Annotated in this window: 24 protein-coding genes and 1 riboswitch; of the genes, 17 read left to right on the top strand and 7 right to left on the bottom strand. The window is 74.1% G+C overall.

All coding sequences use genetic code 11. The features are described from left to right. Positions 1–20: 20 nt before the first annotated feature. From ACY34I_RS25040 to ACY34I_RS25070, 7 genes are all read left to right on the top strand, one after another. Positions 21–1397, top strand: a complete 1377-nt coding sequence (locus ACY34I_RS25040) for a serine hydrolase domain-containing protein (RefSeq protein WP_462757466.1) — start codon at positions 21–23, stop codon at positions 1395–1397. Between the two features lie 130 nt (positions 1398–1527). Next, the gene (locus ACY34I_RS25045) at positions 1528–2586 is read left to right on the top strand and encodes a PhoH family protein (RefSeq protein ID WP_148797322.1); all 1059 of its coding nucleotides are present in this window, start codon (positions 1528–1530) and stop codon (positions 2584–2586) included. An 18-nt stretch (positions 2587–2604) separates the two neighbouring features. After that, complete coding sequence (ybeY, locus tag ACY34I_RS25050; protein ID WP_462757467.1) at positions 2605–3078, top strand: rRNA maturation RNase YbeY; 474 nt, start codon at positions 2605–2607, stop codon at positions 3076–3078. Then, positions 3054–4460 (top strand): hemolysin family protein, encoded by a 1407-nt coding sequence (locus ACY34I_RS25055; protein ID WP_462757498.1) that lies wholly within the window; start codon positions 3054–3056, stop codon positions 4458–4460. Before ybeY ends, ACY34I_RS25055 begins: the two co-directional genes overlap by 25 nt. After that, a complete protein-coding gene (locus tag ACY34I_RS25060) occupies positions 4453–4839 on the top strand; it encodes a cytidine deaminase (RefSeq protein ID WP_462757468.1) in 387 nt (128 codons plus the stop codon). Before ACY34I_RS25055 ends, ACY34I_RS25060 begins: the two co-directional genes overlap by 8 nt. Positions 4840–4844: 5 nt before the next feature. Continuing rightward, positions 4845–5744: a GTPase Era gene (gene era, locus ACY34I_RS25065; protein WP_462757499.1), complete on the top strand. Its 900-nt coding sequence runs from the start codon at positions 4845–4847 to the stop codon at positions 5742–5744. Between the two features lie 208 nt (positions 5745–5952). Continuing rightward, entirely contained in the window at positions 5953–7113 is a 1161-nt protein-coding gene (locus ACY34I_RS25070; protein WP_462757469.1) for an acyltransferase family protein, read from the top strand. 142 nt (positions 7114–7255) lie between these two features. Here the strand turns inward: ACY34I_RS25070 and ACY34I_RS25075 are convergent, their stop codons facing one another. After that, positions 7256–8029 (bottom strand): DUF4097 family beta strand repeat-containing protein, encoded by a 774-nt coding sequence (locus ACY34I_RS25075; protein WP_462757470.1) that lies wholly within the window; start codon positions 8027–8029, stop codon positions 7256–7258. 102 nt (positions 8030–8131) lie between these two features. Here ACY34I_RS25075 and recO point away from each other — a divergent pair, with 102 nt between their 5' ends. From recO to ACY34I_RS25095, 4 genes are all read left to right on the top strand, one after another. After that, positions 8132–9004 (top strand): DNA repair protein RecO, encoded by an 873-nt coding sequence (gene recO / locus ACY34I_RS25080; protein WP_462757471.1) that lies wholly within the window; start codon positions 8132–8134, stop codon positions 9002–9004. Between the two features lie 12 nt (positions 9005–9016). Further along, positions 9017–9817: an isoprenyl transferase gene (locus ACY34I_RS25085; RefSeq protein WP_462757472.1), complete on the top strand. Its 801-nt coding sequence runs from the start codon at positions 9017–9019 to the stop codon at positions 9815–9817. 68 nt (positions 9818–9885) lie between these two features. Then, positions 9886–10071, top strand: coding sequence for a hypothetical protein (locus tag ACY34I_RS25090; protein WP_462757473.1), 186 nt, complete (start codon positions 9886–9888; stop codon positions 10069–10071). Between the two features lie 126 nt (positions 10072–10197). After that, a complete protein-coding gene (locus ACY34I_RS25095; protein ID WP_148797309.1) occupies positions 10198–10428 on the top strand; it encodes a thioredoxin reductase in 231 nt (76 codons plus the stop codon). Between the two features lie 90 nt (positions 10429–10518). Here the strand turns inward: ACY34I_RS25095 and gndA are convergent, their stop codons facing one another. Together gndA and ACY34I_RS25105 are read right to left on the bottom strand one after the other, a co-directional pair. Further along, positions 10519–11961: an NADP-dependent phosphogluconate dehydrogenase gene (gene gndA / locus ACY34I_RS25100; RefSeq protein WP_462757474.1), complete on the bottom strand. Its 1443-nt coding sequence runs from the start codon at positions 11959–11961 to the stop codon at positions 10519–10521. 108 nt (positions 11962–12069) lie between these two features. Continuing rightward, positions 12070–12366, bottom strand: a complete 297-nt coding sequence (locus tag ACY34I_RS25105) for an MTH1187 family thiamine-binding protein (protein ID WP_357341468.1) — start codon at positions 12364–12366, stop codon at positions 12070–12072. Positions 12367–12607: 241 nt separating this feature from the next. Between ACY34I_RS25105 and ACY34I_RS25110 the strand changes: the two genes are divergently transcribed. Continuing rightward, positions 12608–12844, top strand: coding sequence for a hypothetical protein (locus ACY34I_RS25110; RefSeq protein WP_462757475.1), 237 nt, complete (start codon positions 12608–12610; stop codon positions 12842–12844). Positions 12845–12994: 150 nt separating this feature from the next. On the opposite strand, the gene ACY34I_RS25115 is transcribed toward ACY34I_RS25110, so the two are convergent. Continuing rightward, a complete protein-coding gene (locus tag ACY34I_RS25115) occupies positions 12995–13687 on the bottom strand; it encodes a hypothetical protein (RefSeq protein WP_462757476.1) in 693 nt (230 codons plus the stop codon). 156 nt (positions 13688–13843) lie between these two features. Between ACY34I_RS25115 and ACY34I_RS25120 the strand changes: the two genes are divergently transcribed. Beyond that, positions 13844–15043, top strand: coding sequence for a sensor histidine kinase (locus ACY34I_RS25120; protein ID WP_462757477.1), 1200 nt, complete (start codon positions 13844–13846; stop codon positions 15041–15043). Then, positions 15040–15690 (top strand): response regulator, encoded by a 651-nt coding sequence (locus ACY34I_RS25125; RefSeq protein ID WP_462757478.1) that lies wholly within the window; start codon positions 15040–15042, stop codon positions 15688–15690. The genes ACY34I_RS25120 and ACY34I_RS25125 overlap by 4 nt, the downstream gene beginning before the upstream one ends. 8 nt (positions 15691–15698) lie before the next feature. Here the strand turns inward: ACY34I_RS25125 and ACY34I_RS25130 are convergent, their stop codons facing one another. From ACY34I_RS25130 to ACY34I_RS25140, 3 genes are all read right to left on the bottom strand, one after another. Then, the gene (locus tag ACY34I_RS25130; protein ID WP_462757479.1) at positions 15699–16499 is read right to left on the bottom strand and encodes an energy-coupling factor transporter transmembrane component T family protein; all 801 of its coding nucleotides are present in this window, start codon (positions 16497–16499) and stop codon (positions 15699–15701) included. Beyond that, positions 16496–17911: an ABC transporter ATP-binding protein gene (locus tag ACY34I_RS25135; protein ID WP_462757480.1), complete on the bottom strand. Its 1416-nt coding sequence runs from the start codon at positions 17909–17911 to the stop codon at positions 16496–16498. Before ACY34I_RS25135 ends, ACY34I_RS25130 begins: the two co-directional genes overlap by 4 nt. A 109-nt stretch (positions 17912–18020) precedes the next feature. After that, positions 18021–18608, bottom strand: coding sequence for an ECF transporter S component (locus ACY34I_RS25140; RefSeq protein WP_462757481.1), 588 nt, complete (start codon positions 18606–18608; stop codon positions 18021–18023). A 73-nt stretch (positions 18609–18681) separates the two neighbouring features. Continuing rightward, a riboswitch (TPP riboswitch) is annotated at positions 18682–18788 on the bottom strand. An 87-nt stretch (positions 18789–18875) separates the two neighbouring features. Here ACY34I_RS25140 and ACY34I_RS25145 point away from each other — a divergent pair. From ACY34I_RS25145 to ACY34I_RS25155, 3 genes are read left to right on the top strand one after another with little or no spacing between them, the layout of a single operon-like run. Beyond that, positions 18876–19700 carry an alpha/beta fold hydrolase gene (locus tag ACY34I_RS25145; RefSeq protein WP_462757482.1) on the top strand — a complete coding sequence of 275 codons (825 nt, stop codon included), beginning with the start codon at positions 18876–18878 and terminating at the stop codon, positions 19698–19700. Further along, positions 19697–20509 carry an AAC(3) family N-acetyltransferase gene (locus ACY34I_RS25150; RefSeq protein WP_462757483.1) on the top strand — a complete coding sequence of 271 codons (813 nt, stop codon included), beginning with the start codon at positions 19697–19699 and terminating at the stop codon, positions 20507–20509. Before ACY34I_RS25145 ends, ACY34I_RS25150 begins: the two co-directional genes overlap by 4 nt. Beyond that, positions 20506–21255, top strand: a complete 750-nt coding sequence (locus ACY34I_RS25155) for a sugar isomerase domain-containing protein (RefSeq protein ID WP_462757484.1) — start codon at positions 20506–20508, stop codon at positions 21253–21255. The genes ACY34I_RS25150 and ACY34I_RS25155 overlap by 4 nt, the downstream gene beginning before the upstream one ends. Positions 21256–21272: the final 17 nt, after the last annotated feature.

Below are 21272 nucleotides of genomic sequence, written 5' to 3' on the forward strand. Positions count from 1 at the left end.
GCTGTCCCTAGACTGCTCGCATGATCACGGTGCATGACCGGCTCGACCGGATGGTGCGGCAGGCGCAGGCCCACGGCCGGATCCCGGCGGTCTCGGCCGCCCTGCACCGGGCGGACCGGCCGCTCTGGACCTGCACGGTGGGCGGGACCGGCAACGACAGCCCGCTCGGCCCGGAGACGGTGTTCCGGATCGGCTCGGTCACCAAGACCTTCACGGCCGTGCTGGTCATGCAGTGCCGCGACGACGGGCTGCTGGACCTGGACGACCCGATCGGCCGGCACCTCGACCTGCCGGCGCACGGCGAGCTGACCGTACGCCGACTGCTGTCGCACACGGCGGGCCTGCAACGCGAGCCGCACGGCGACGTCTGGGACAGCCTGCGGGCGCCCGGCGTCAGCGAGCTGATCGCGGACCTGGCCCGGGTGGAGCGGGTGCTGCCGACCGGCCGGCGCTACCACTACTCCAACCTCGGCATGGCGCTCCTCGGCGAGCTGGTCGCCCGGCTGCGCGGCGGCACCTGGGCCGAGGTGCTCGCCGAGCGGGTGCTCGCCCCGCTCGGGCTGACCGCCACCGGCCGCACGCCCGGCGAGCGGGCGGCGACCGGGTTCCTGGTCGACGCGTACTCCGACGAGGCGCACCCGGAACCGCCGACCGACTTCGGCGCGGTGGCCCCGGCGGCGCAGCTGTGGAGCACCGCGCCGGACATGGCGCGCTGGGCCGCCTTCCTGGCCGACCCGGCGGCGCTGGATCCGGCCGGCGCGGTGCTCGCCCCGGCCACCCTCGACGAGATGCGTTGGCCGCTCACCACCACCGACGAGACGCTGTGGGGCGCCGGCTTCGGGCTCGGCCTGATCCTGGTGCCGCAGCCGCAACGAGTGATGCACGTGGGGCACGACGGAGCCATGCCCGGTTTCCTGGCCGCCGTCTACGGCCGGCGCGGCGGGGACGGCACGGCCGGCGCGATGGGCTGCGCCGTGCTCGGCTCGTCCGGCACCGGCGTGCCGGTGTTCGAGCTGGCCCACCAGCTGCTCGCCGCCGCGGCCGAGTACGACCCGGCGGAGATCGAGCCGTGGCGTCCCGGCCCGCCCGCCCCGGCGCACCTGCGCGGGGTGCTGGGCCGCTGGTGGGGCGAGGGCTTCGAGTGCGTCTTCTCCTGGCACGACGGGGCGCTGCGGGCCCGGGGCGCGGACGACCCGGCCGGCAAGCCACCGGCGGTCTTCGCCCCGCTGCCGGACCGGCCGGACGTGTTCCGCACGGTCGCCGGCCGGGAGGTGGGCGAGCTGCTCCGGCTGACCCGGGACGAGCGCGGGGCCGTGGTCCGGATGCACTGGGCCACCTACCGGTTCACCCGCCACCAGGAGACCTTCGAGGGGTACGACTTCCGCGCCGGCAGTTGATCTCCTACCGCCGGAAATGGGCGAGGTGCGGGCGGTGTTGAACCGATACGATGGGAGTCACGACCGCCGCGCCAGCAGGGCCCGGCGCCGAGTTCGAGAGCAGGTGGCGTAGGGCCCGACGGCCCGACCTATGACCGGCACCCCACCTCCCGGCCCGCCCCGGGTGCAGACCAGGATCACGGTCCCCGACCAGAAGATCATGGTGAACCTGCTCGGCGCGGGCGACGAGATCCTGCGACTCGTCGAACGCTCGGTCAACAGTGACGTCCACGTGCGTGGCAACGAGATCACCATCACCGGCGCGCCCGCGGACAACGCCCTCGCCGAGCGTCTCTTCAGCGAGCTGCTCGAACTCATCGAGAAAGGCGAGACCCTGACCACTGACGCCGTCCGGCGGACCGTCGGCATGCTCGAGCAGGGCAGCACCGAGCGGCCCGCCGAGGTCCTGACGCTCAACATCCTCTCCCGGCGCGGCCGCACCATCCGTCCCAAGACGCTCGGGCAGAAGCGGTACGTCGACGCGATCGACGGCAACACGATCGTCTTCGGCATCGGCCCCGCCGGCACCGGCAAGACCTACCTGGCCATGGCGAAGGCCGTCCAGGCGCTCCAGGCCAAGCAGGTCAACCGGATCATCCTGACCCGGCCGGCGGTCGAGGCGGGCGAGCGGCTGGGCTTCCTGCCCGGCACCCTGAACGAGAAGATCGACCCGTACCTTCGGCCGCTGTACGACGCGCTGCACGACATGCTCGACCCGGAGTCCATCCCGAAGCTGATGGCGGCCGGCACGATCGAGGTGGCGCCGCTGGCGTACATGCGCGGCCGGACGCTCAACGACGCGTTCATCATCCTGGACGAGGCGCAGAACACCACGCCCGAGCAGATGAAGATGTTCCTCACCCGGCTCGGCTTCGGTTCCAAGATCGTGGTCACCGGTGACGTCACCCAGGTGGACCTGCCCGGCGGGACGACCAGCGGCCTGCGGGTGGTCCGGGAGATCCTGAGCAACGTCGAGGACGTGCACTTCGCCCAGCTCTCCAGCGCCGACGTGGTCCGCCACAAGCTGGTGGGCGAGATCGTCGACGCGTACGCCCGCTGGGACGCCGAGCGGGAGAACCAGCAGGCACAGGGCGTGCACGCCGTGCCCGGGCGGACCGCCCAGGGCGGCCGGGCCGGCCGGCGCCGCTAATCCACCAGAGGAAGACAGTTGTCCATCGAGATCGCCAACGAGTCCGGTGTCGAGGTCGACACCGACGCCGTGCTCGCCGTCGCCCGGCACGCCCTCGACGAGATGGGGGTCAACCCGCTCGCCGAGCTCTCCATTCTGCTGGTCGACATCGACTACATGTCCGAGCTGAACCATCGCTGGATGGGCGGCGACGGCCCGACCGACGTGCTCGCCTTCCCCATGGACGAGGGCAGCGTCGACCACGGTCCGGGGGAGAGCAGCCCGGCCGGCGGTGAGCCGGCCCTGCTCGGCGACATCGTGCTCTGCCCGGAGGTGGCCGCCAAGCAGGCCGCCACCGCCGGCCACTCGCCCGCCGACGAGCTGCACCTGCTCACCGTGCACGGTGTGCTGCACCTGCTCGGGTACGACCACGCCGAGCCGGAGGAGGAGCAGGAGATGTTCGGTCTCCAGGCCCGACTGCTGGCGAGCTGGCGGTCGTCCCGGTCGAAATGATGACCACCCTGGCGGCCGGCACTCCGGCGGGACTGCCCGATCTCCAGCTCATCTTCGTCGCGGCGGGGCTGGTGGTGCTCGCCGGCCTCATCGCGATGACCGAGGCGGCGCTGGCCGCGGTCTCCCCGGCTCGCGCGGCCGAGCTGGCCCGGGACGGGGCGCGCGGGGCGCGTACCCTCCAGGCGGTCGCGGGTGACGTGGTCCGCCACCTCAACCTGCTGCTGCTGGTCCGACTGCTGGCCGAGCTGACCGCCACCACGCTGGTCGCGCTGGTGGCGGTGGACAGCTTCGGCGCCGGCTGGCGGGCCGCCCTGGTCACCGCCGGGGCGATGACCGTGGTCAGCTTCGTGGTGGTCGGCGTCGCGCCGCGCACCCTCGGCCGGCAGCACGCCTACGCGGTGGGCCGCGCGGTCGCGCCGCTGGTGCGCTGGCTGGGCCGGGCGCTCAACCCGCTCGCCTCGCTGCTGATCCTGATCGGCAACGCGGTCACCCCGGGGCGCGGCTTCCGTGAGGGGCCGTTCGCCACCCAGGTGGAGCTGCGTGAACTGGTCGACCTCGCCGAGCAGCGCGGGGTGGTGGAGCACGGCGAGCGCCAGATGATCCACTCGGTCTTCGCGCTCGGCGACACCATCGCCCGCGAGGTGATGGTGCCGCGCACCGAGATGGTGTGGATCGAGGAGAGCAAGACGCTGGCCCAGGCTCTGGCGCTCTTCCTGCGCTCCGGCTTCTCCCGGATCCCGGTGATCGGGGAGAGCGTGGACGACGTGCTCGGGGTGCTCTACCTGAAGGACCTGATCCGGCGCATCCAGGGCGGCCCGGAGGCCCGGCAGCTGCCGGTGGCCGAGCTGATGCGCCCGGCGACGTTCGTGCCGGAGTCCAAGCCGGTCGACGACCTGCTGTCGGAGATGCAGGCGGCCCGCAACCACCTGGTCATCGTGGTCGACGAGTACGGCGGCACCGGCGGTCTGGTCACCATCGAGGACATCCTGGAGGAGATCGTCGGTGAGATCACCGACGAGTACGATGTCGAACGCCCGCCGGTCGAGCACCTGGCGGACGGGGCCGTGCGGGTGACCGCCCGGCTGCCGGTGGAGAATCTGGGCGAGCTGTTCGACACCGAGCTGCCCACCGACGAGGTGGAGACTGTCGGCGGTCTGCTCGCCCAGTCGCTCGGCCGGGTGCCGATCCCGGGCGCCGAGGCCGAGGTCGCCGGGCTCCGGCTGATCGCCGAGGGCACCACCGGGCGGCGCAACCGGATCGACACCGTGCTGGTGCGCCGGGTCGCGCCGAGCGACGCGTCCGACAGCGGGGGGCGTGGCGACCACGCCGAGTCCCGCGGCAACCACAACCGTTCCGAGGAGAGGCAACCCGCCGATGCCTGAGTCACCCGTCGTGCCGGCTGCCCGGCCCACCCCGTCCGACCCGGCCGAGCTGACCGCCGAGGACGGCAAGCTGGTCGTCCTGGCCCGGGGCGCACGCGGCCGGGTGGGCGCCGTGGAGGGCGCGGCGGTTCGCGACCAGGACGGCCGGACGTACGCGGCGGCCAGCGTCGCCCTGCCGTCGCTGACCCTGACCGCCCTCCAGTTGGCCGTCGCCTCGGCGGTGGCCGCCGGCGCCAGCCGGCTGGAGGCCGCCGTGGTGGTGACCGAGGCCTCGACGCTGGACGGCGCCGGGCACGCCGCGGTCCGGGACCTCGCCGTCGACGCGCCGATCCACGTGGCCGCCCCGGACGGCACCGTCCTCGGCACGGTGGTCGAGTGACCGGGGTGCCGGACCCGGAGGAGCCGCGTCCCTACCGGGCGGGTTTCGCCTGTTTCGTCGGACGGCCGAACGCCGGCAAGTCGACGCTGACCAACGCGATCGTCGGCACCAAGATCGCGATCACCTCGAACAAACCGCAGACCACCCGGCACGTCATCCGGGCCGTGCTGCACCGCCCGGAATCGCAGCTCGTGCTGGTCGACACCCCGGGCCTGCACCGTCCCCGTACGCTGCTCGGCGAGCGGCTGAACGACCTGGTCCGGGAGACCTGGAGCGAGGTCGACGTGATCGGCCTGTGCATCCCGGCGAACGAGCCGATCGGCCGGGGCGACCGTTTCATCACCGGCGAGCTGGCCAGCCTCAAGGCGACGGTGCTGGCCGTGGTCACCAAGACCGACCTGGTGGACCGCAGGCGGCTCGCCGAGCAGCTCCTCGCGGTGAGCGAGCTGGCCGACTTCGCCGATGTGGTGCCGGTGAGCGCCGTGTCCGGTCACCAGGTGGACACCCTGGTCGACGTGATGACCGGCTACCTGCCCGAGTCGCCGCAGCTCTACCCGGACGACATGCTCACCGACGACCCCGAGCAGGTGCTGGTCGCCGAGCTGATCCGCGAGGCGGCGCTGGAGGGCGTACGGGACGAGCTGCCGCACTCCATCGCCGTGGTGGTGGAGGAGATGATCGTGGAGGGGCAGCTCACCAAGATCTACGCCGACGTGTACGTGGAGCGGCCCAGCCAGAAGGCGATCATGATCGGTCACCGGGGCAGCCGGCTCAAGGAGGTCGGCACCACCGCGCGCCGGCAGATCGAGGAGCTGCTCGGCGCCCGGATCTACCTGGACCTGCACGTCCGGGTCGCCAAGGACTGGCAGCGCGACCCGAAGCAGCTGCGCAAACTCGGTTTCTGAACGGAGCCCCCGCACCGGCGGGCCGGAGCTTTCCGGCACCGCCGGTGCGCTTTTTTGGGGTCCGGTGACCGGTCCTCACCGGCTGGTCCGGATCGGTCGGCTTTATGGGAAGTTTCACTTTTGGCCCCGGCACCTCGCGGTTTCGCACGCTCGGGTCGGAGGGTAGGGAGAGGTTGATCCCCGAGCCCCCGGACATAGATGCAGGGTTATGCGAAACCGATACCTGGACCTGCTCCGCTTCCTGGCCATCGTGCGCGTCGTCGTCTACCACGTCATCGGTTCGGCGACCCTGACGCTGATCTTCCCGGCGATGTCGGTGATGTTCGCGCTCGCCGGTTCGCTGATGGCCGCCTCGCTGGACCGGACCGGTGTGCCGGCCGTGGCGCGCCGGCTGCGTCGCCTGCTGCCGTCGCTCTGGGTGCTCGCCCTGGTGTTCGTGCCGGCCATGCTGTTCACCGGGCTGCCGTTCAGCCCGAAGGTGCTGCTCTGGCTCTTCCCGGTCAGTGACCCACCGGCCAACTACTGGGGCGGACTGGCCCTGAGCCCCATCTGGTACCTCCGGGACTACCTGTGGTTCGTGCTGGCCTCGCCGCTCGCCCTGTGGCTGTTCCGCCGGGCGCCGCTGCCCACCCTCCTCGCCCCGTACGCCCTGCTCGTGCTGATCGAGTTGGGCGTCTATCCGGACGCGCCGGGGGTGCTGCGCGAGTTCGGCCTGTACTTCGGCGCCTGGCTGCTGGGCTTCGCCCACCACGAGGGCATGCTGCGCCGGATGCGCAACCGGATCCTCGTACCCGCCGCGCTCGCCCTCGGTGCCGCCGGCCTGACCTGGATCTTCACCCACCCCGGTCCACGCGGCTACGACCTGAACGACATCCACCTCGGCAACGCCCTCTGGTCGGCGGCCTTCATCCTGGTGGCGATCGGCCGGGCCCCGACCGAGGCGCGCTGGGTCGACCGCATCCCGCTGGTGAGCCGGGCCGTCACCCTGTTGAACCGGCGCGCGCTGACCATCTACCTGTGGCACATGCCGTTCGTGGTGGCGCTCACCCCGCTGGTCGGTCTGGTCGGCTGGACCCCGCGCGACCCGCTCGGCCTGGCGATCCGGGTGGTGCTGGTGTTCGCGCTGGTCGGCGTGGTCACCCTGCTGGTCGGGTGGGTCGAGGACGTGGCGGCCCGGCGTACGCCGGAGGTGCTTCCCGGCCGGCCCCGGCCCACCCTGGCCGAGCGGGCGGCCGCCGTCCCGGCCAGCCCCGCGCCGGCCGGCGCGGAGACCGAACTGGCGGCGGCCGGCGCATCCCGTGCCCCGCGCGGGGTTCCCGCGCCCCGACGGGCCGACGACCGCGCCGGGACCGAACTCGGCACCGGCTGACCGGCCGCCTGCGGGGCCTCACTCACGGAATGAGTGGCCATCGCCCGGGGAATGGCCGGTGCATGAGCGCGGCTGCCGGGGAGGCGGCGCTGTCCGGGCGGTCCGGCCCGCCGGAGAGCAGGTGGGTGGGGTGGACGCGCGGTCAGCGGCGGGTGAGGGTCACGTTGCCGCTGCCGGTGCTGACGTCCAGCACCAGGGCGGCGGCAGGATCGTCGGTCACGCCGAGGTCCCGGTCGCCGGAGCCGGTGCTGCCCCGCACCCGGTACCGGCCGTCCGGCACGGTCAGCTCGACGTCGCCGCTGCCGGCGTGCACCCGGGCCGAAGCCGGCGTGGTCAGATCCACCGTCACGTTGCCGGAGGCCGTCTCCGCGTCCACCCCGGCGGCGAGCCGCTGCGCCGTGATGTCGCCGGAGCCGGCGCGCAGCCGCACCGCGCCGGCCGCGTCGACCACGTCGATGTTCCCGGAACCGGTCTCGGCGCGGACGTCGCCGCGCGCCCCGCTGACCGAGACGTTGCCCGAGCCGAGCTTGAACTCGACCGCGCCGACCTGGCTCAGCTCGACGTCCCCGGAGTCGGTCTCGCCGCGTACCGCCACGCCCTCGGGGGCGGACACCTCCCAGGAGATGCTGCACCGGGGGCCGCAGTCGGTGCGCAGCACCAGCTCGTCGCCGTTGATCTCGTACCGGGTGTCGGGTTGCCCGCCCTGGTAGCGGACCGTTCGCTTGATGCGTACCTGTGCGGCGGAGCCGGCGGCGCGGACGGTGACGTTGCCCGCGCCCGGTTCCACGGTGATCCGGGTGATCTTCACCGCCTCGGTGTTGTCGTAGTCGAGCCGGCGGAACGAGATGGTGTCACACCCGCAGAGGAGGATCAGGGAGGCCGCCGCGGCGGCGGCGACGGTCCGGTGCACAGCCATGGTCAGCACGCTACGGGCGACCTCCGGGGCGGCACATCCGGGTTCGACCGCCGATCCACCCCGAACCGACCCTGAGATCGCACCCCGAGGGAGAATGACCCGATGGCCGGGTACCGCCGACAGCTCTACCGCGACGACGCGGTGGTGCTGCGCGTGCAGAAGCTGGGCGAATCCGACCGGATCATCACCCTGCTCACCCGCCGGCACGGCCGGCTGCGCGCGGTGGCCCGGGGCGTCCGGCGCACCACCAGCCGGTTCGGTGCCCGGCTGGAGCCGTTCGGGCACGTCGACCTCCAGCTCGCCGGCGACCCCAAGGGCAACCAGGGCAGCTCGCTGCACACCATCAGCCAGGTCGAGGGGATCGACCTCTACGGCAAGCGGTTCCTCGGCGACTACCCCCGCTACACGGCGGCCAGCGCGATCGCCGAGACCGCGGAACGGCTCACCCCGATCGAGCGGGAACCGTCGCTGCGGTTGTTCCAGCTCACCCTCGGCGCGCTGCGCTCGCTGGCCACCGGCGAGCACGCCACCACGCTGGTGCTGGACGCCTACCTGCTGCGCGGGATGGCGTTCGCCGGCTGGGCGCCGGCGCTGACCGCCTGCGCCGTCTGCGGCACCCCGGGGCGGCACCGGGCGTTCTCCGTACCGGCGGGGGGAGTGGTCTGCCCGGACTGCCGGCCGCCCGGCGCCGCCCACCCCGCCCCGGCCACGATCGCGCTGATGTCCGCGCTGACCACCGGCGACTGGACGTACGCCGACGCGACCGAGACCGGCGTACGCCGGGAGTGCAGCGGTCTTGTCGCGGCGCACCTCCAGTGGCACCTGGAGCGCGCGCTACGCTCGCTGCCGCTGGTCGACCGGGGTGGCCCGGCCTCCGGCACGGTCCCGCCGCGGGGTGGCTCGGGGCCGGGTGGGGTCCCGCCGGGCACCGGCGCCGGGCCCACCGCCGCTGGTGTGAACAGGGAGAAGACGTAAGTGATCCGATCGATGAGGGCAGGCCGGCGCGAGCCGGTGCCGCCGACTCCGCACCCGTCCGGGGCCCGGCCGCCCGCGCTGCCCCCGGATGCCCTGCCGAAGCACGTCGCCATCGTGATGGACGGCAACGGCCGCTGGGCCAAGGAGCGCGGGCTGCCCCGCACCAAGGGTCACGAGCAGGGGGAGCACAGCCTCTTCGACACCATCGAGGGCGCGATCGAGCTGGGCATCCCCTACCTGTCGGCGTACGCGTTCTCCACCGAGAACTGGCGGCGCTCGCCGGACGAGGTCCGCTTCCTGATGGGCTTCAACCGCGACGTCATCCGCCGCCGCCGGGACCAGTTGGTCGACCTGGGCGTCCGGGTGGTGTGGTCGGGCCGGGCCGGGCGGCTCTGGAAGAGCGTGATCTCCGAGCTGCAGACCGCCGAGGAGATGTCCCGGGGCAACTCGACGCTGACCCTGCAGTTCTGCGTCAACTACGGCGGCCAGGCGGAGATCGCCGACGCCGCCGCGGCGATCGCCCGCGACGTGGCCGCCGGCCGGCTCGACCCGGGCAAGGTCAACGAGAAGACCGTCGCGAAGTACCTCTACCACCCGGAGGTCCCCGAAGTGGACCTCTTCCTGCGCCCCTCCGGCGAGCAGCGCACCTCCAACTTCCTGCTCTGGCAGAGCGCGTACGCCGAACTGGTGTTCCTGGACACCCTCTGGCCGGACTTCGACCGGCGTCACCTCTGGTACGCCTGCGAGCTCTACGCCCAGCGGGACCGCCGCTTCGGCGGCGCGCTGCCCAACCCGGTGGCCCCGGTCACCTGAGGGCAGGCTTACCGACGCGGCGCGCGGGGTATCACCTCGACAGCAGCCGATCGCGGAGGTGAACCAACATGATTCAGAAGCGGATCGCCCAGTGGGCGCTCATGGCGGTCGCCGTCCCGCTGGCGGCGGCCGGCGCGCGCCGGCTGAGCCACTCCCTGGAGGCCCGCCGCGGCCCGACTGGAGTGAGCCGACTCCTCGCCAAGGGCGCCGACCTGCTGCGGCCACAGAAGGCGAAACGCCGTCGGTTCTGGTGACGACCGAGGTCGACGCCGTCCCTGTTTGGGGCGGCGTCGACACGTTTCCGGCGGGCGGCGCGGCCGCAGCGCATACCATCGGCGCGAGGGCGCGCCGCCCGGTCGCGCCCGGCCACGGGGGTGGGCATGCGGGATCTCCGGTACGAGATGACGGCCGCGCTGGCCGGTGCGGACCTGGTCGACGCCGCACAACGGGAACGGGTCGCGGACCTCTGCGCCGGTGTCGCCGAGCGGTACTGCGCCGAGCTCGGGCACACCCCGGCGGTCCGCTCCGGCGAGATCGCCGAGCTGGCACAGGGCGAACCGGCCGCCGATTGGGCACCCACCCCTGCCGACGCCACCGAACGGGCCTGGTGAGCGTCCGCGCCGCCACGAGATGCGGCATGTCACGGCGGCAGAGCCGACGGACGGCGCGACATGCGGCACCTCGAGCGGAGCAAGCCGCGGTCAGGCCTCCACTTCGGAGCGGTCTCCCGCCCAGCGGGTGTGGAACGAGCCGTCCCGGTCCACCCGGCGGTAGGTGTGCGCCCCGAAGTTGTCCCGCAGCCCCTGGATCAGCGCCGCCGGCAGCCGCTCCGCGCGCAGCGCGTCGAACCAGGCCAGCGACGACGAGAAGGCCGGGGTCGGCACGCCCGCCCGGGCCGCGTCGGCCACCACCCGCCGCCAGGCCGGGATCCCGGCGCTGACCCGATCGGCGAACCACGGCGCCACCAGTAGCGTCGGCAGCTCCGGCTGCGCGTCGTACGCCTCGCGGATCCGATCGAGGAAGCGGGCCCGGATGATGCAGCCGCCCCGCCAGATGGTCGCGGTGCCGCGCAGGTCGATGCCCCAGTCGTACTCCCGGCTGCCGGCCCGGATGTGGTCGAAGCCCTGCGCGTACGCGACGATCTTGCTGGCCAGCAGCGCGCGCCGCACGTCCTCGACGAAGGTCTCCCCGTCGTCGACCTCCCACTTCGCGCCCGCGTCGGGGAAGGCCCGGCGGGCGGCGGCCCGCTGGTCGGCGTGGCCGGACAGCGACCGGGCGAAGGTGGCCTCGGCGATGCCGGTGATCGGGACGCCGAGGTCGAGGGCGCTCTGCACGGTCCACCGGCCGGTGCCCTTCTGCTCGGCCTGGTCGAGCACCACGTCGACGAAGGGCCGGCCGGTCGCCGCGTCGGAGTGCGCCAGCACGTCAGCGGTGATCTCGATGAGGAACGACTCCAGCTCGCCCGTGTTCCACTCGCGGAGGATCTCCGCGAGCTCCGCCGGGTTCGCCGACAGGCCGGCCCGCAGCAGGTCGTACGCCTCGGCGATGAGCTGCATGTCGGCGTACTCGATGCCGTTGTGGACCATCTTGACGAAGTGGCCGGCGCCGTCCGGGCCGATGTGCCGGCAGCACGGGGTGCCCTCCACCTGCGCGGCGATCCGCTCGAAGATCGGGCCGAGCTTCTGGTAGGACTCGTCCGAGCCGCCCGGCATGATGCTCGGGCCGTGCAGCGCGCCCTCCTCACCGCCGGAGACGCCGGTGCCGACGAAGTGCAGCCCGTGCCCGCGCAGCGCCTCCTCCCGGCGGCGGGTGTCGGCGAAGTGGGCGTTGCCGCAGTCGACGACGATGTCTCCCGCCTCCAGCAGCGGGACCAGGTCGTCGATCACCGCGTCGGTCGGCGCGCCCGCCTTCACCATGACGATCACGGCGCGCGGGCGCTCCAGCGAGGCGACGAAGTCGGCCAGCGACTCCGACGGCACGAACCGGCCCTCGTCGCCGTGCTCGGCGACGAGGCTGCGGGTGCGCTGCGGCGAGCGGTTGTGCACCGCCACGGTGAAGCCGTTGCGGGCCAGGTTCCGGGCCAGGTTGCGGCCCATCACCGCCAGGCCGGTCACGCCGATCTGTGCCGTCGCCTGCTCGGCCATGCGTACCGCCACCTCTCGTCGGGCTGCCCGTGCTGCGACCGTATCGCGGTCGATGCGGGCGTGGGCCGGTACCTCGACGCCGGGTGCGGGCGTGGTGGCGCTCCGTCCTCAGCCCTCGGCGAGGCGGGCTTCCACGTGGGCGACCTTCGCGGTCATCGCGTCGGTGACCCCGGGGCGCAGGTCCGCCTTGAGCACCAGGCTGACCCGGGGCGCCTGGGCGGCGACGGTGTCGACGGCCCGCTTCACCACCGCCATCACCTCGTCCCACTCACCCTCGACGGTGGTGAACATGGCGTCGGTCCGGTTGGGCAGACCGGATTCGCGGACCACCCGGACGGCGTCGGCGACCAGGTCGCCCACGGACTCACCCACGCCGAGCGGGGTGATCGAGAACGCGATCAGCATGCCGCCGATCGTGCCAGTAAATCGGGCGCGCGGTGCGGTGGCGGTGGGTTAGCCTGCTGTCATGCGTAACTGACGCCCTTCTTCCGAGCCCTGGTCCGCCGCCGTTCGCGGCGCGGATCCGTCCCGCTCCGGGCGTCCGCATCCGCCACCGCCGTCGTCGCGGTGTCTCTCCTGGTCGGACCCGCCGGGGCTTGCCCGCTCGCCGCGCCCACCCGGCGCCCCGACAGTCAGGAGGCAGCGTATGCCCGCCAAGCGCAGTCCGAAGAAGTCCCGCAAGCCGGCGCCGAAACCGTCCCTTGCGGACGTGACCCCACCGGACCTCGAGGCGCTGACGGTGGCGCCCCCGGCACCGGTGAGCCTGCCGGCCGACACCCCGCCGGCGCCGAAGGCCGGCCCGCCGGCCGGCCGGGAGCCTCGTCTCGCCGGCCGCAGCCAACGCGCCGGCCAGACCCGGTTCTACGCCTTCCGGCGGAGCTGAGGCCCGGGCGGGTCGGCCGGTGACGCCACCTCGCCGATGTTGCGGTGTCCCGGCTGGCCGGATGCCGCGAGTTCGCCGAAGCGGCGGTGACGGCGGCCCGCGCCGGCCGGTCCGGGGGCGGGGCGGCACTCGGCCGCCCGCCCCCGCCGGTCAAGCCGCAGCAGTCGCCGGGGTCGCCGTCCCGGCCGGCGCCTCGGCGGCGTGCGACCGCGCGACGCCGAGCGCCAGGCCGGCGAAGCCGGCCACCATCAGCACGCTCACCGCGACCTTGAGCGGGACGCCCTCGGTGACCAGGTCCAGCACCTGCCCGGCGGTGAGGACCAGCGGCACCCAGAGGGCCACCAGGCGGGCCCGCCAGGCGCCGAAGGCGAGCACCAGCAGGCCGACCAGCCAGCCGAGCAGCCACACCGCGAACGAAGCCATCACGAACGGATCCCCGTCGAGGGCGTTCGTCACCGGCCGGGCCGCGTCGGCGTCGACCCCGCCGCCGGCGAGGGCCCCGAAGAAGGCGTTGTAGTGCCAGAGGTGGACGGTGGCGAAGTAGAGGCCGAGCAGGGCGGCGGCACCGCCGATGGTCGCCACCACCGGCTTGCGCCGGCCGAGCACGGCGGCGAGCCCGAGCGCCGCCGGCAGCAGCAGCAGATGGGCCAGGGCGAACAGGACGGTCTCCACCCGCCACGCGCCCAGGTTCCCGGCGGCCACCCCGACATTGCCGGCGGTCTCCGACACGTCGTCGGGGAACATCACCCAGTAGAAGGCGTTCGCGACGCCGTAGAGCACACCGCCCGTGAGCAGGGCGGCCGCCGTGAGTTGGCCCATCCTCGGCCCGGTCCGGTCAGCCATCAGAAATCTCCCTTCCGAAGTCGTGGGAGGGACGCTAGGAGCCGCACCCGGGGCAGGTCGTCGGCCGCGAAGTTGATCCGCGGGTGGAGTGCCGGCGGCCGCCGCTACACCCGTGGGTGGACGCGGAATCCTGCCCGCCGTCGCTACCCTTCCCGCATGTCCGCCGCCCTCGATGTCCGAGCCCGGTGGCGCAAGGCGGCCACCGCGCTGGCCGGTACCGCGCTGCTCGCGTTCGGCCTGGCCGAGCTGTACGTCCCGCTGGCAGGCTACGTCGAGGGGGAGGGGCCGGACCTGGCTGCGCTTCCCGACGGCTGGCTCGCCGTGCTCACCGTGCTGCTGGTGGGCTACGGCCTGGCGGTGGCCGGCTGCACGTCGTATCCCCGAACCGCCGCGGTCCTGGCCGGCGCCTGCTTCACCGCGCAGAGCTTCACGCCCGTGCTGCCGGAGTGGCCGGTCGTGCCGCTGCTGGCGCTGCTCGCCGCCACTTTCGGTTGTGTCGCCGTGGGCGGCCGGGCCGCTCCCGCGGTCGCCGCGCTCAGCTACTTCGTCCCGCTCGGGATCGAGAACGCGGCGGCCGGCGACTCCGACTGGGTGTTCATCCTGTTCGTCGGGCTCGCCGTGCTGGGCCCCGGGTACGCCGTGCGCATGCGGCGTGCGCAGGCGGCCCGGCTGGTCGCACTGGCCGCCGAGCGGGAGGCGGCGGCCCGGACGGACGAGCGGCTGCGGGTGGCCCGGGAACTGCACGACATCGTCTCGCACGGGGTGTCGGTGATGGTGCTGCAGGCCGCCGCGGCGCAGGCCGTGCTCGACTCGGACGCGGCGCAGGCCCGCGCGTCACTCGACGCGGTGCAGGACGTCGGACGCGAGGTGGTTACCGAGCTGCGCCGGTTGCTCGTCATCCTCCGCGGTGCCGAGGCGGCTCCGGAGGGGCTGCCGTCGCTGCGGCGGATCGATCCGTTGACCGCCGGGGTGCGCCTCGCCGGCGGGCAGGTCGACGTGACCGTCACGGGTGACCTCGGCACGATCCCCGCCGCCGCCGACGTCAGCGGGTACCGGATCCTCCAGGAATCGCTGACCAACGCCGCCCGGCACGCGCCGGGCGCGACGGTCCGCGTCTCTATCGAGGTGGCCGGCGACGCCCTCCGGTTGTATGTCGTGGACGACGGGACGGGCCCCGCCCGGCGCGGCGCCGGCACCGGGCACGGCCTGACGGGCATCCGGGAGCGGGTGGAGCTGTTCGGTGGCACGGTCAGCGCGGCCCCGCGCCGCCAGGGCGGCTTCGAGGTACGGGTGGAGCTGCCCTTCGACGCCGAGGCGTCCGCCGCCGCGCTCGCCCCGACGGGGGCCACCGGATGACGCGGGTCCTCATCGCCGACGACGAGGCATTGGTGCGAGGCGGCCTCCGCCTGATCCTCACCGCGCAGCCCGACCTCGAGGTCGTCGCCGACGCGGCCGACGGCGAGGAGGCGGTACGGCTCGCGGCCCGGCTCGCGCCCGACGTGGTGCTGATGGACATCCACATGACGCCCACGGACGGGATCGCCGCGACCGAGCGGATCCTGGCCGCGCGGAGTGCGACGCGCATCATCATGCTGACCACGTTCGACCTCGACGAGTACGTCTACCGGGCGCTGCGCGCCGGCGCCTCCGGCTTCATGCTCAAGACCACTCCGCCCCGCGAGCTGGCCGAAGCGGTGCGTACGGCGGCCCGGGGCGACGCCCTGCTCTCCCCGTCGATCACCCGTCGCCTGATCGACCACTACACCGCGACGGCGTCGGTGGCCGGCCACCCGGGCCTGGCGGAGCTGACCGCCCGGGAGACCGAGGTGTTGCGGATGATGGCGCTCGGCCTGTCCAACCGGGAGATCGCCGGGCAGCTCTTCGTCGGCGAGGCGACCGTGAAGACGCACGTGAACCGCATCTTCGCCAAGCTCGGCGTGCGGGACCGGGTGCAGGCGGTGGTGCTGGCGTACCAGAGCGGCGTGGCGCAGCTCCGGCGCTGACCGAGGGGTTAGCCGATCAGCGGGCGGAAGGTGCCGAGCGCGACGCTGACCGCCAGCGCCGCGCCGGCCAGCGCCGCCGCGCCCGCGACCAGCAGGCCGTCCGCGGTGGTGAAGCGCTGCCGCCGGGCCACCGTACGCGGGAGGCCGGCGTCGAACCCACGGGCGTCCATCGCGACGGCCAGCCGGGTGCCCCGGCGGATCGCCCCGACCAGCAGGGCGAACGCCGTCGACACGAAGAGCCGCAGCTTGGCGACCGGGTTGCGGCCGGCGTCCACGCCCCGGGCCCGCCGGGCCATGCTGATCATCCGCCATTCCTGTTCCAGCAGCGGCACCAGCCGGAACGCGGCCAGCGCGCCGATGGCGAACCGGGCCGGCGCCTTCGCGTTCTGGATCAACGCGTCGGCCAGGTCGGTGGCGTCGGTGGTGGCGAAGACGAGGATCCCGGGCAGCGCCACGGCGAGCGTCCGCAGCACCAGGCCCAGCGCGGTGACCAGCACCCCCTCGGTGACCACCACCGGGCCGGCCTCGACCAGCACCCGGCCGGACCGGTCGGCGGCGAACAGCACCAGGGTGACCAGGATGCCGCCGGCGCTGGCCAGCAACGGCCACGCCCGCCGGGCGAGGATCCGGTAGCGGATGCCGAACAGCGGCAGCACCGCCAGCTCGATGGCGATGGCGATCGCCGGGGCCACCGGGTCCAGGGTGGCGATGAGGACGAACGAGAAGGCCAGCGCGGCGGCCAGTTTCGCCACCGGGTTGCGGCGGGCCAGCGGCGCACCGGGCCGGGCCACCGGTGCCACGCTGATCACGGCCGCTCCAGGGTGAGGGTCCGGTCGGCGAGCGCGGCGACGAAGTCCGGGTCGTGGGTGACCGCGACGACGCCGTGGCCGGCGTCGCGCAGCTCGGCGAAGAGGTCGACCAGCTCCCCCCAGGTCCGCCGGTCCTGTCCGAAGGTGGGCTCGTCGCAGATCAGCAGGCGGGGCGCGGTGGCCAGGGCGGTCGCCACGCTCAGCCGCCGCGCCTCCCCACCCGAGAGGGTGTACGGGTTGGCGCCGGCCAGCCGGGTCAGCCGCAGCCGGTCCAGCAGCCCGTCCACGGTGGCCCGTACCGCCGCCTCGGGCTGGCCGGTCCGGCGCGGGCCGAGCGCCAACTCGTCGTAGACGCTGCCGGTGACGAACTGGTGTTCCGGGTCCTGGAAGACCGAGCCGATCCGCCGGGCCAGCAGGGGCGCGCGCCAGCGGTGCGGGGGAGTGCGGGCGTCCCGCCCCGCCAGGGCGGCCGTGGCGGTGGTCGTACCGGCGCCGGGGCGGAGCAGGCCGCCGAGAAGCAGGGCCAGGGTGGACTTGCCGGCGCCGTTCGGGCCGAGGACGGCGAGCGCCTCGCCGGCGCGTACCTCGAGGTCGACGGCGGCTAGCCGGGGCGGCAGGCCGAGCCGGTCGGCGGTGAGCAACCGGTCGCCGGGCGGCGCGGTGGCGGGCCGGGGCGGCACGGTGCGACCTGGCACCCAGACCCCGGCGGCGGCGAGCGCGTCGCCGTGCGCGGCGAACACCGCATCGGGCGGCCCGTCGGCCCGCACCCCGCCGCCGGCCTCCAGCACGACCACCCGGTCGACCAGCGGGAGCGCCTCGGCGACCCGGTGCTCCACCAGGATCAGCGTGGTGTCGGCGTCGAGCGCGTCCGCGACGGCCCGCCGGATCAGCGCGGCGCCGGCCGGGTCGAGGTTGGCGGTGGGTTCGTCGAGCAGCAGCAGCCCGGGCCGCGGGGCGAGCGCTCCGGCGAGGGCGAGGCGCTGCTGCTCACCGCCGGACAGCGCGGCGGTGGGCCGGTCCCGGTGGTACGGGAAGCCGACCCGGCGCAGCGCCTCGTCGACCCGGGGCCAGATCTCCTCGGCGGGTACGCCCCGGTTCTCCAGCCCGAACGCGACGTCGTCGCCGCAGCGGGCCATCACCAACTGGGTCTCCGGGTCCTGGAAGACGACGCCGACCCGTTCCCGGGCCTTGCGCGGGTCCAGCCCGTCGATCTCGATGGTGCCCTCCTGCTCGCCGCTGTCCTCGGGCAGCAGCCCGGCGAGCGCCGCCAGCAGCGTGCTCTTGCCCGCGCCGGACGCCCCCAGCAGCAGCACCCGCTCCCCGGCCTCGACGCGCAGGTCCACCCCCCGGACGGCCCACCCCTTCCGCCCCGCGTGCCGCCACCCGAACCCCCGCAACACCACCGCGCTCACACCCGCACCCCCTTCCCGGCCCACCCCGCACTGTCGATCATGAGGTTGGCGGCAGTTTCAGAGATCCACATCGCCGCCAACCTCATGATCAACCCGCTGGTCCCGGCGGTCAGACGGCGGCGCGTTCGCGGCCGGCGGGGAAGCGGTCGAGGACGCCGGTGTTGGCCAGCGCGCGGGTGAGGAACCAGCCGCCGGCGCCGGCGATCACGGTGGCGCTCACGATCGTCAGCAGCGCGTACGGGATCCGGTAGCTGACCAGCTCGTAGGTCTTGTTCCAGTAGACGAAGTCGAAGATCGCCGCGGTCAGGCCGGTCAGCGCGCCGGCCAGCAGCGCGGCCGGCAGCCGGTACGAGCGGTACCGCAGGGCGGCGAAGGCCAGCTCGGCGCCGACGCCCTGCATCAGGCCCTGCACGATGACGATGCCGCCCCACTGGCTGCCCAGCAGCGCGGAGACGATCGCCGCCACCAGTTCGCAGTACAGCGAGGCGCCCGGCTTGCGGATGACCAGGCCGCCGAGGACGGCCGGCACCAGCCAGACGCCGTAGATGAGGGTCTGCGCCGGCGGGAAGAAGGCGAAGGCGGCGTCGGTGGCGCTCCAGACCAGGCCCCAGGCCCAGAAGATCACGCCGAAGGCGACCGCGATCACGGAGGCGATGACGATGTCGATGGTCCGCCACCGGTTGGTGGTGTGGTTCATGGCTGCTCCCAGTTCGTCGAGGGTGAACCAGGAGAAGACGCACGCCGCGTCCGGATGCCCGGACGACGGCGCGGCTGGAGGTTGACCGAACTCCCTGCGCTGGCATTACCCAGATCAGGTTCGAGGGTCTGCGGGCACCGGCCCGCACTCTCAGCGCTGTGCGCTCCCCTGTCGGATGTGAAGTTGTCTCCGGCAGACGCTAGCACCGGCCCCCACCGCCGGCCCAGCAGGGCGGGCGGCGCCGGCCCGCTGGGTACGCTGCCGATCATGCGGGTCGACGCGCGAGGTCTGACGTTCGAGGTACGCACCGGCGGTCCCGAGGACGGCGTCCCGGTCCTGCTGCTGCACGGCTTCCCGCAGCACGGCGGCGAGTGGGACGGGGTGGTGCCCGCGCTGCACGCCGCCGGGCTGCGCACGTACGCGCTAGACCAGCGCGGCTACTCGCCGGGTGCCCGGCCGGCGGCGGTCGAGGCGTACCGGATCCCGGAGCTGGTGGCGGACGCGGCCGGCGTGCTCGACGCGCTCGGCGTCAAGGCCGCGCACGTGGTCGGGCACGACTGGGGGGCGATCGTGGCCTGGGGTCTGGCGGCGGTGCACCCGGAGCGGGTCCGCACCCTGACCGCGGTGTCGGTGCCGCATCCGGCGGCGATGGCCCACGCGCTCGCCACCGACCCGCGGCAGAAGGCCCGCTCCGCGTACATCGCGCTGTTCCGCAAGCCGGGCAAGGCGGAGCGGGTGCTGCTCGCGCTCGACGCCACCGCGCTGCGCCGGATGCTCGGCGGGGTGGGCGACCGCGCGCGGGTGGCCCGCTACGCCGACCCGATGCGCGAGCCGGCCGCGTTGACCGCCGCGTTGAACTGGTACCGGGCTATGACCGGGGCGGACCTGAAGGCCGTCGGGCCGGTGGACGTGCCGACCACCTTCGTGTGGAGCGACCGGGACATAGCGATCGGCCGGACGGCGGCCGAGTCCTGCGCCGCGCACGTGACCGGCGACTACCGGTTCGTCGAGTTGCCCGGCGTGACGCACTGGATCCCGGACGAGGCGCCCGCCCCGCTGGCCGCGGCGATCCTCGCCCGGGTGGGCCGATGATCGCCGGCGCCGCACCGGCCCGGCCGCATACCCGCGCGTCGCTCGCCGCCCAGTTCCGCGCCCTCGGCGTACGCCCCGGCGGGACCGTGCTGGTGCACGCGGCGCTGGGCCCGCTGGGTTTCCTCTGCGGCGGGCCCGAGGCGGTGCTGCTCGCCCTGCGCGACGTGCTCGGTCCGGACGGGACGGTCGTGGTGCCCACCCACACGCCGGACAACAGCGACCCCGCGGGCTGGTCGAACCCGCCGGTGCCCGAGGACTGGTGGCCGGTCATCCGGGCCGAGCTGCCCGGCTTCGATCCGGCGGTGACGCCGAGCCGGTTCATGGGTGCCCTCGCCGAGCTGGTCCGCACCTGGCCGGGCGCCCGGCGCAGCGACCACCCGTACGTCTCGTTCGCCGCGCTCGGGCCGGCCGCCGACCTGATCGTCGCGGGCCACGCGCTGGCCGGCATGCTGGGCGAGCGCTCCCCGCTGGCCCGCCTCTACGACCTGGACGGCGACGTCCTGCTGCTCGGTGTGGGCCACGACAGCAACACGTCGCTGCACCTGGCCGAGTACCGGCAGCCGGCGCCGCCCCGGCAGCGCTGCGGCGGGGCCGTGCTGACCGGCGACGGTGGCCGCGAGTGGGTGTGGTGGGAGGACATCGTCCTCGATGAGGGGGACTTCGCCCGGCTCGGCGCCGACCTGGAGGCCACCGGTGCGGTGGGGCTCGGGCCGGTCGGCGACGGGACGGGCCGGTTGATGAGGCAGCGGGTGGCGGTCGACTTCGCGGTGGACTGGCTGGCCCGGAACCGACGGACGGAGGAAGCATGACGGTGAGCGCCGAGGCGTACCTGGCGGTGGTGACCGAGACGATCGGCCGGGTGGCCGCCGGTCAGCGGGAGGGGGTGGCCCGGGCCGCCGACCTGATCGCCGAGTCGCTGCGCGCCGACGGGGTGGTCCACGCGTTCGGCACCGGGCACTCGGAGGCCCTGGCCATGGAGATCGCCGGCCGGGCCGGCGGGCTGGTCCCCACCAACCGGATCGCCCTGCGTGACCTGGTCCTGTACGGCGGTGAGCCGGTCGACGTGCTCGGCCCGAAGCTGGAACGCGAGCCCGAGGTGGCGCACCGCCTCTACGAGCTGGCCCCGATCCGCCCGCAGGACGTCTTCGTGCTCGCCTCGAACTCCGGGGTGAACGGTGCGATGGTGGAGTTCGCGTCCATCGTCAAGGAACGCGGGCACGCGCTGATCGCGATCACCTCGGCGGCGCACTCCGCCCGGATGACGTCGCGCCACCCGTCCGGCCGCAAGCTGGCCGACTTCGCCGACGTGGTGCTCGACAACGGCGCCCCGTACGGCGACGCCACCCTGCCGCTGCCCGGCGGCGGCGCGGTCGGCGCGGTTTCCTCGATCACCGCCGCGCTGCTGGCGCAGCAGTTGGTGGCGGAGGTGGTGGCCCGGCTGCTGGCGGCGGGGGAGCGGCCCCCGGTCTACCTGTCGGCCAACATCACCGGCGGCGACGAGCACAACGCCGAGCTGGAGGCCCGGTACGCCGGCCGGATCCGCCGGGGTGCATGAAGCGGTTTCGCGACGGC

This window comes from Micromonospora sp. RTBAU3-60 (assembly GCF_054963695.1).

Excerpts from the sequence above, each read along its gene's own strand:
- gndA (WP_462757474.1), bottom strand. The coding sequence starts at position 11,961 with ATGGCCGAGCAGGCGACGGCACAGATCGGCGTGACCGGCCTGGCGGTG.
- ACY34I_RS25105 (WP_357341468.1), bottom strand. The coding sequence starts at position 12,366 with ATGCTGATCGCGTTCTCGATCACCCCGCTCGGCGTGGGTGAGTCCGTG.
- recO (WP_462757471.1), top strand. The coding sequence starts at position 8,132 with ATGGCCGGGTACCGCCGACAGCTCTACCGCGACGACGCGGTGGTGCTG.
- ACY34I_RS25125 (WP_462757478.1), top strand. The coding sequence starts at position 15,040 with ATGACGCGGGTCCTCATCGCCGACGACGAGGCATTGGTGCGAGGCGGC.
- ACY34I_RS25075 (WP_462757470.1), bottom strand. The coding sequence starts at position 8,029 with ATGGCTGTGCACCGGACCGTCGCCGCCGCCGCGGCGGCCTCCCTGATC.
- ACY34I_RS25110 (WP_462757475.1), top strand. The coding sequence starts at position 12,608 with ATGCCCGCCAAGCGCAGTCCGAAGAAGTCCCGCAAGCCGGCGCCGAAA.
- ACY34I_RS25115 (WP_462757476.1), bottom strand. The coding sequence starts at position 13,687 with ATGGCTGACCGGACCGGGCCGAGGATGGGCCAACTCACGGCGGCCGCC.
- ACY34I_RS25140 (WP_462757481.1), bottom strand. The coding sequence starts at position 18,608 with ATGAACCACACCACCAACCGGTGGCGGACCATCGACATCGTCATCGCC.
- ACY34I_RS25085 (WP_462757472.1), top strand. The coding sequence starts at position 9,017 with ATGAGGGCAGGCCGGCGCGAGCCGGTGCCGCCGACTCCGCACCCGTCC.
- ACY34I_RS25090 (WP_462757473.1), top strand. The coding sequence starts at position 9,886 with ATGATTCAGAAGCGGATCGCCCAGTGGGCGCTCATGGCGGTCGCCGTC.
- ACY34I_RS25155 (WP_462757484.1), top strand. The coding sequence starts at position 20,506 with ATGACGGTGAGCGCCGAGGCGTACCTGGCGGTGGTGACCGAGACGATC.
- ACY34I_RS25095 (WP_148797309.1), top strand. The coding sequence starts at position 10,198 with ATGCGGGATCTCCGGTACGAGATGACGGCCGCGCTGGCCGGTGCGGAC.
- ACY34I_RS25145 (WP_462757482.1), top strand. The coding sequence starts at position 18,876 with ATGCGGGTCGACGCGCGAGGTCTGACGTTCGAGGTACGCACCGGCGGT.
- ACY34I_RS25045 (WP_148797322.1), top strand. The coding sequence starts at position 1,528 with ATGACCGGCACCCCACCTCCCGGCCCGCCCCGGGTGCAGACCAGGATC.
- ACY34I_RS25040 (WP_462757466.1), top strand. The coding sequence starts at position 21 with ATGATCACGGTGCATGACCGGCTCGACCGGATGGTGCGGCAGGCGCAG.
- ACY34I_RS25120 (WP_462757477.1), top strand. The coding sequence starts at position 13,844 with ATGTCCGCCGCCCTCGATGTCCGAGCCCGGTGGCGCAAGGCGGCCACC.
- ACY34I_RS25150 (WP_462757483.1), top strand. The coding sequence starts at position 19,697 with ATGATCGCCGGCGCCGCACCGGCCCGGCCGCATACCCGCGCGTCGCTC.
- ACY34I_RS25070 (WP_462757469.1), top strand. The coding sequence starts at position 5,953 with ATGCGAAACCGATACCTGGACCTGCTCCGCTTCCTGGCCATCGTGCGC.
- ACY34I_RS25060 (WP_462757468.1), top strand. The coding sequence starts at position 4,453 with ATGCCTGAGTCACCCGTCGTGCCGGCTGCCCGGCCCACCCCGTCCGAC.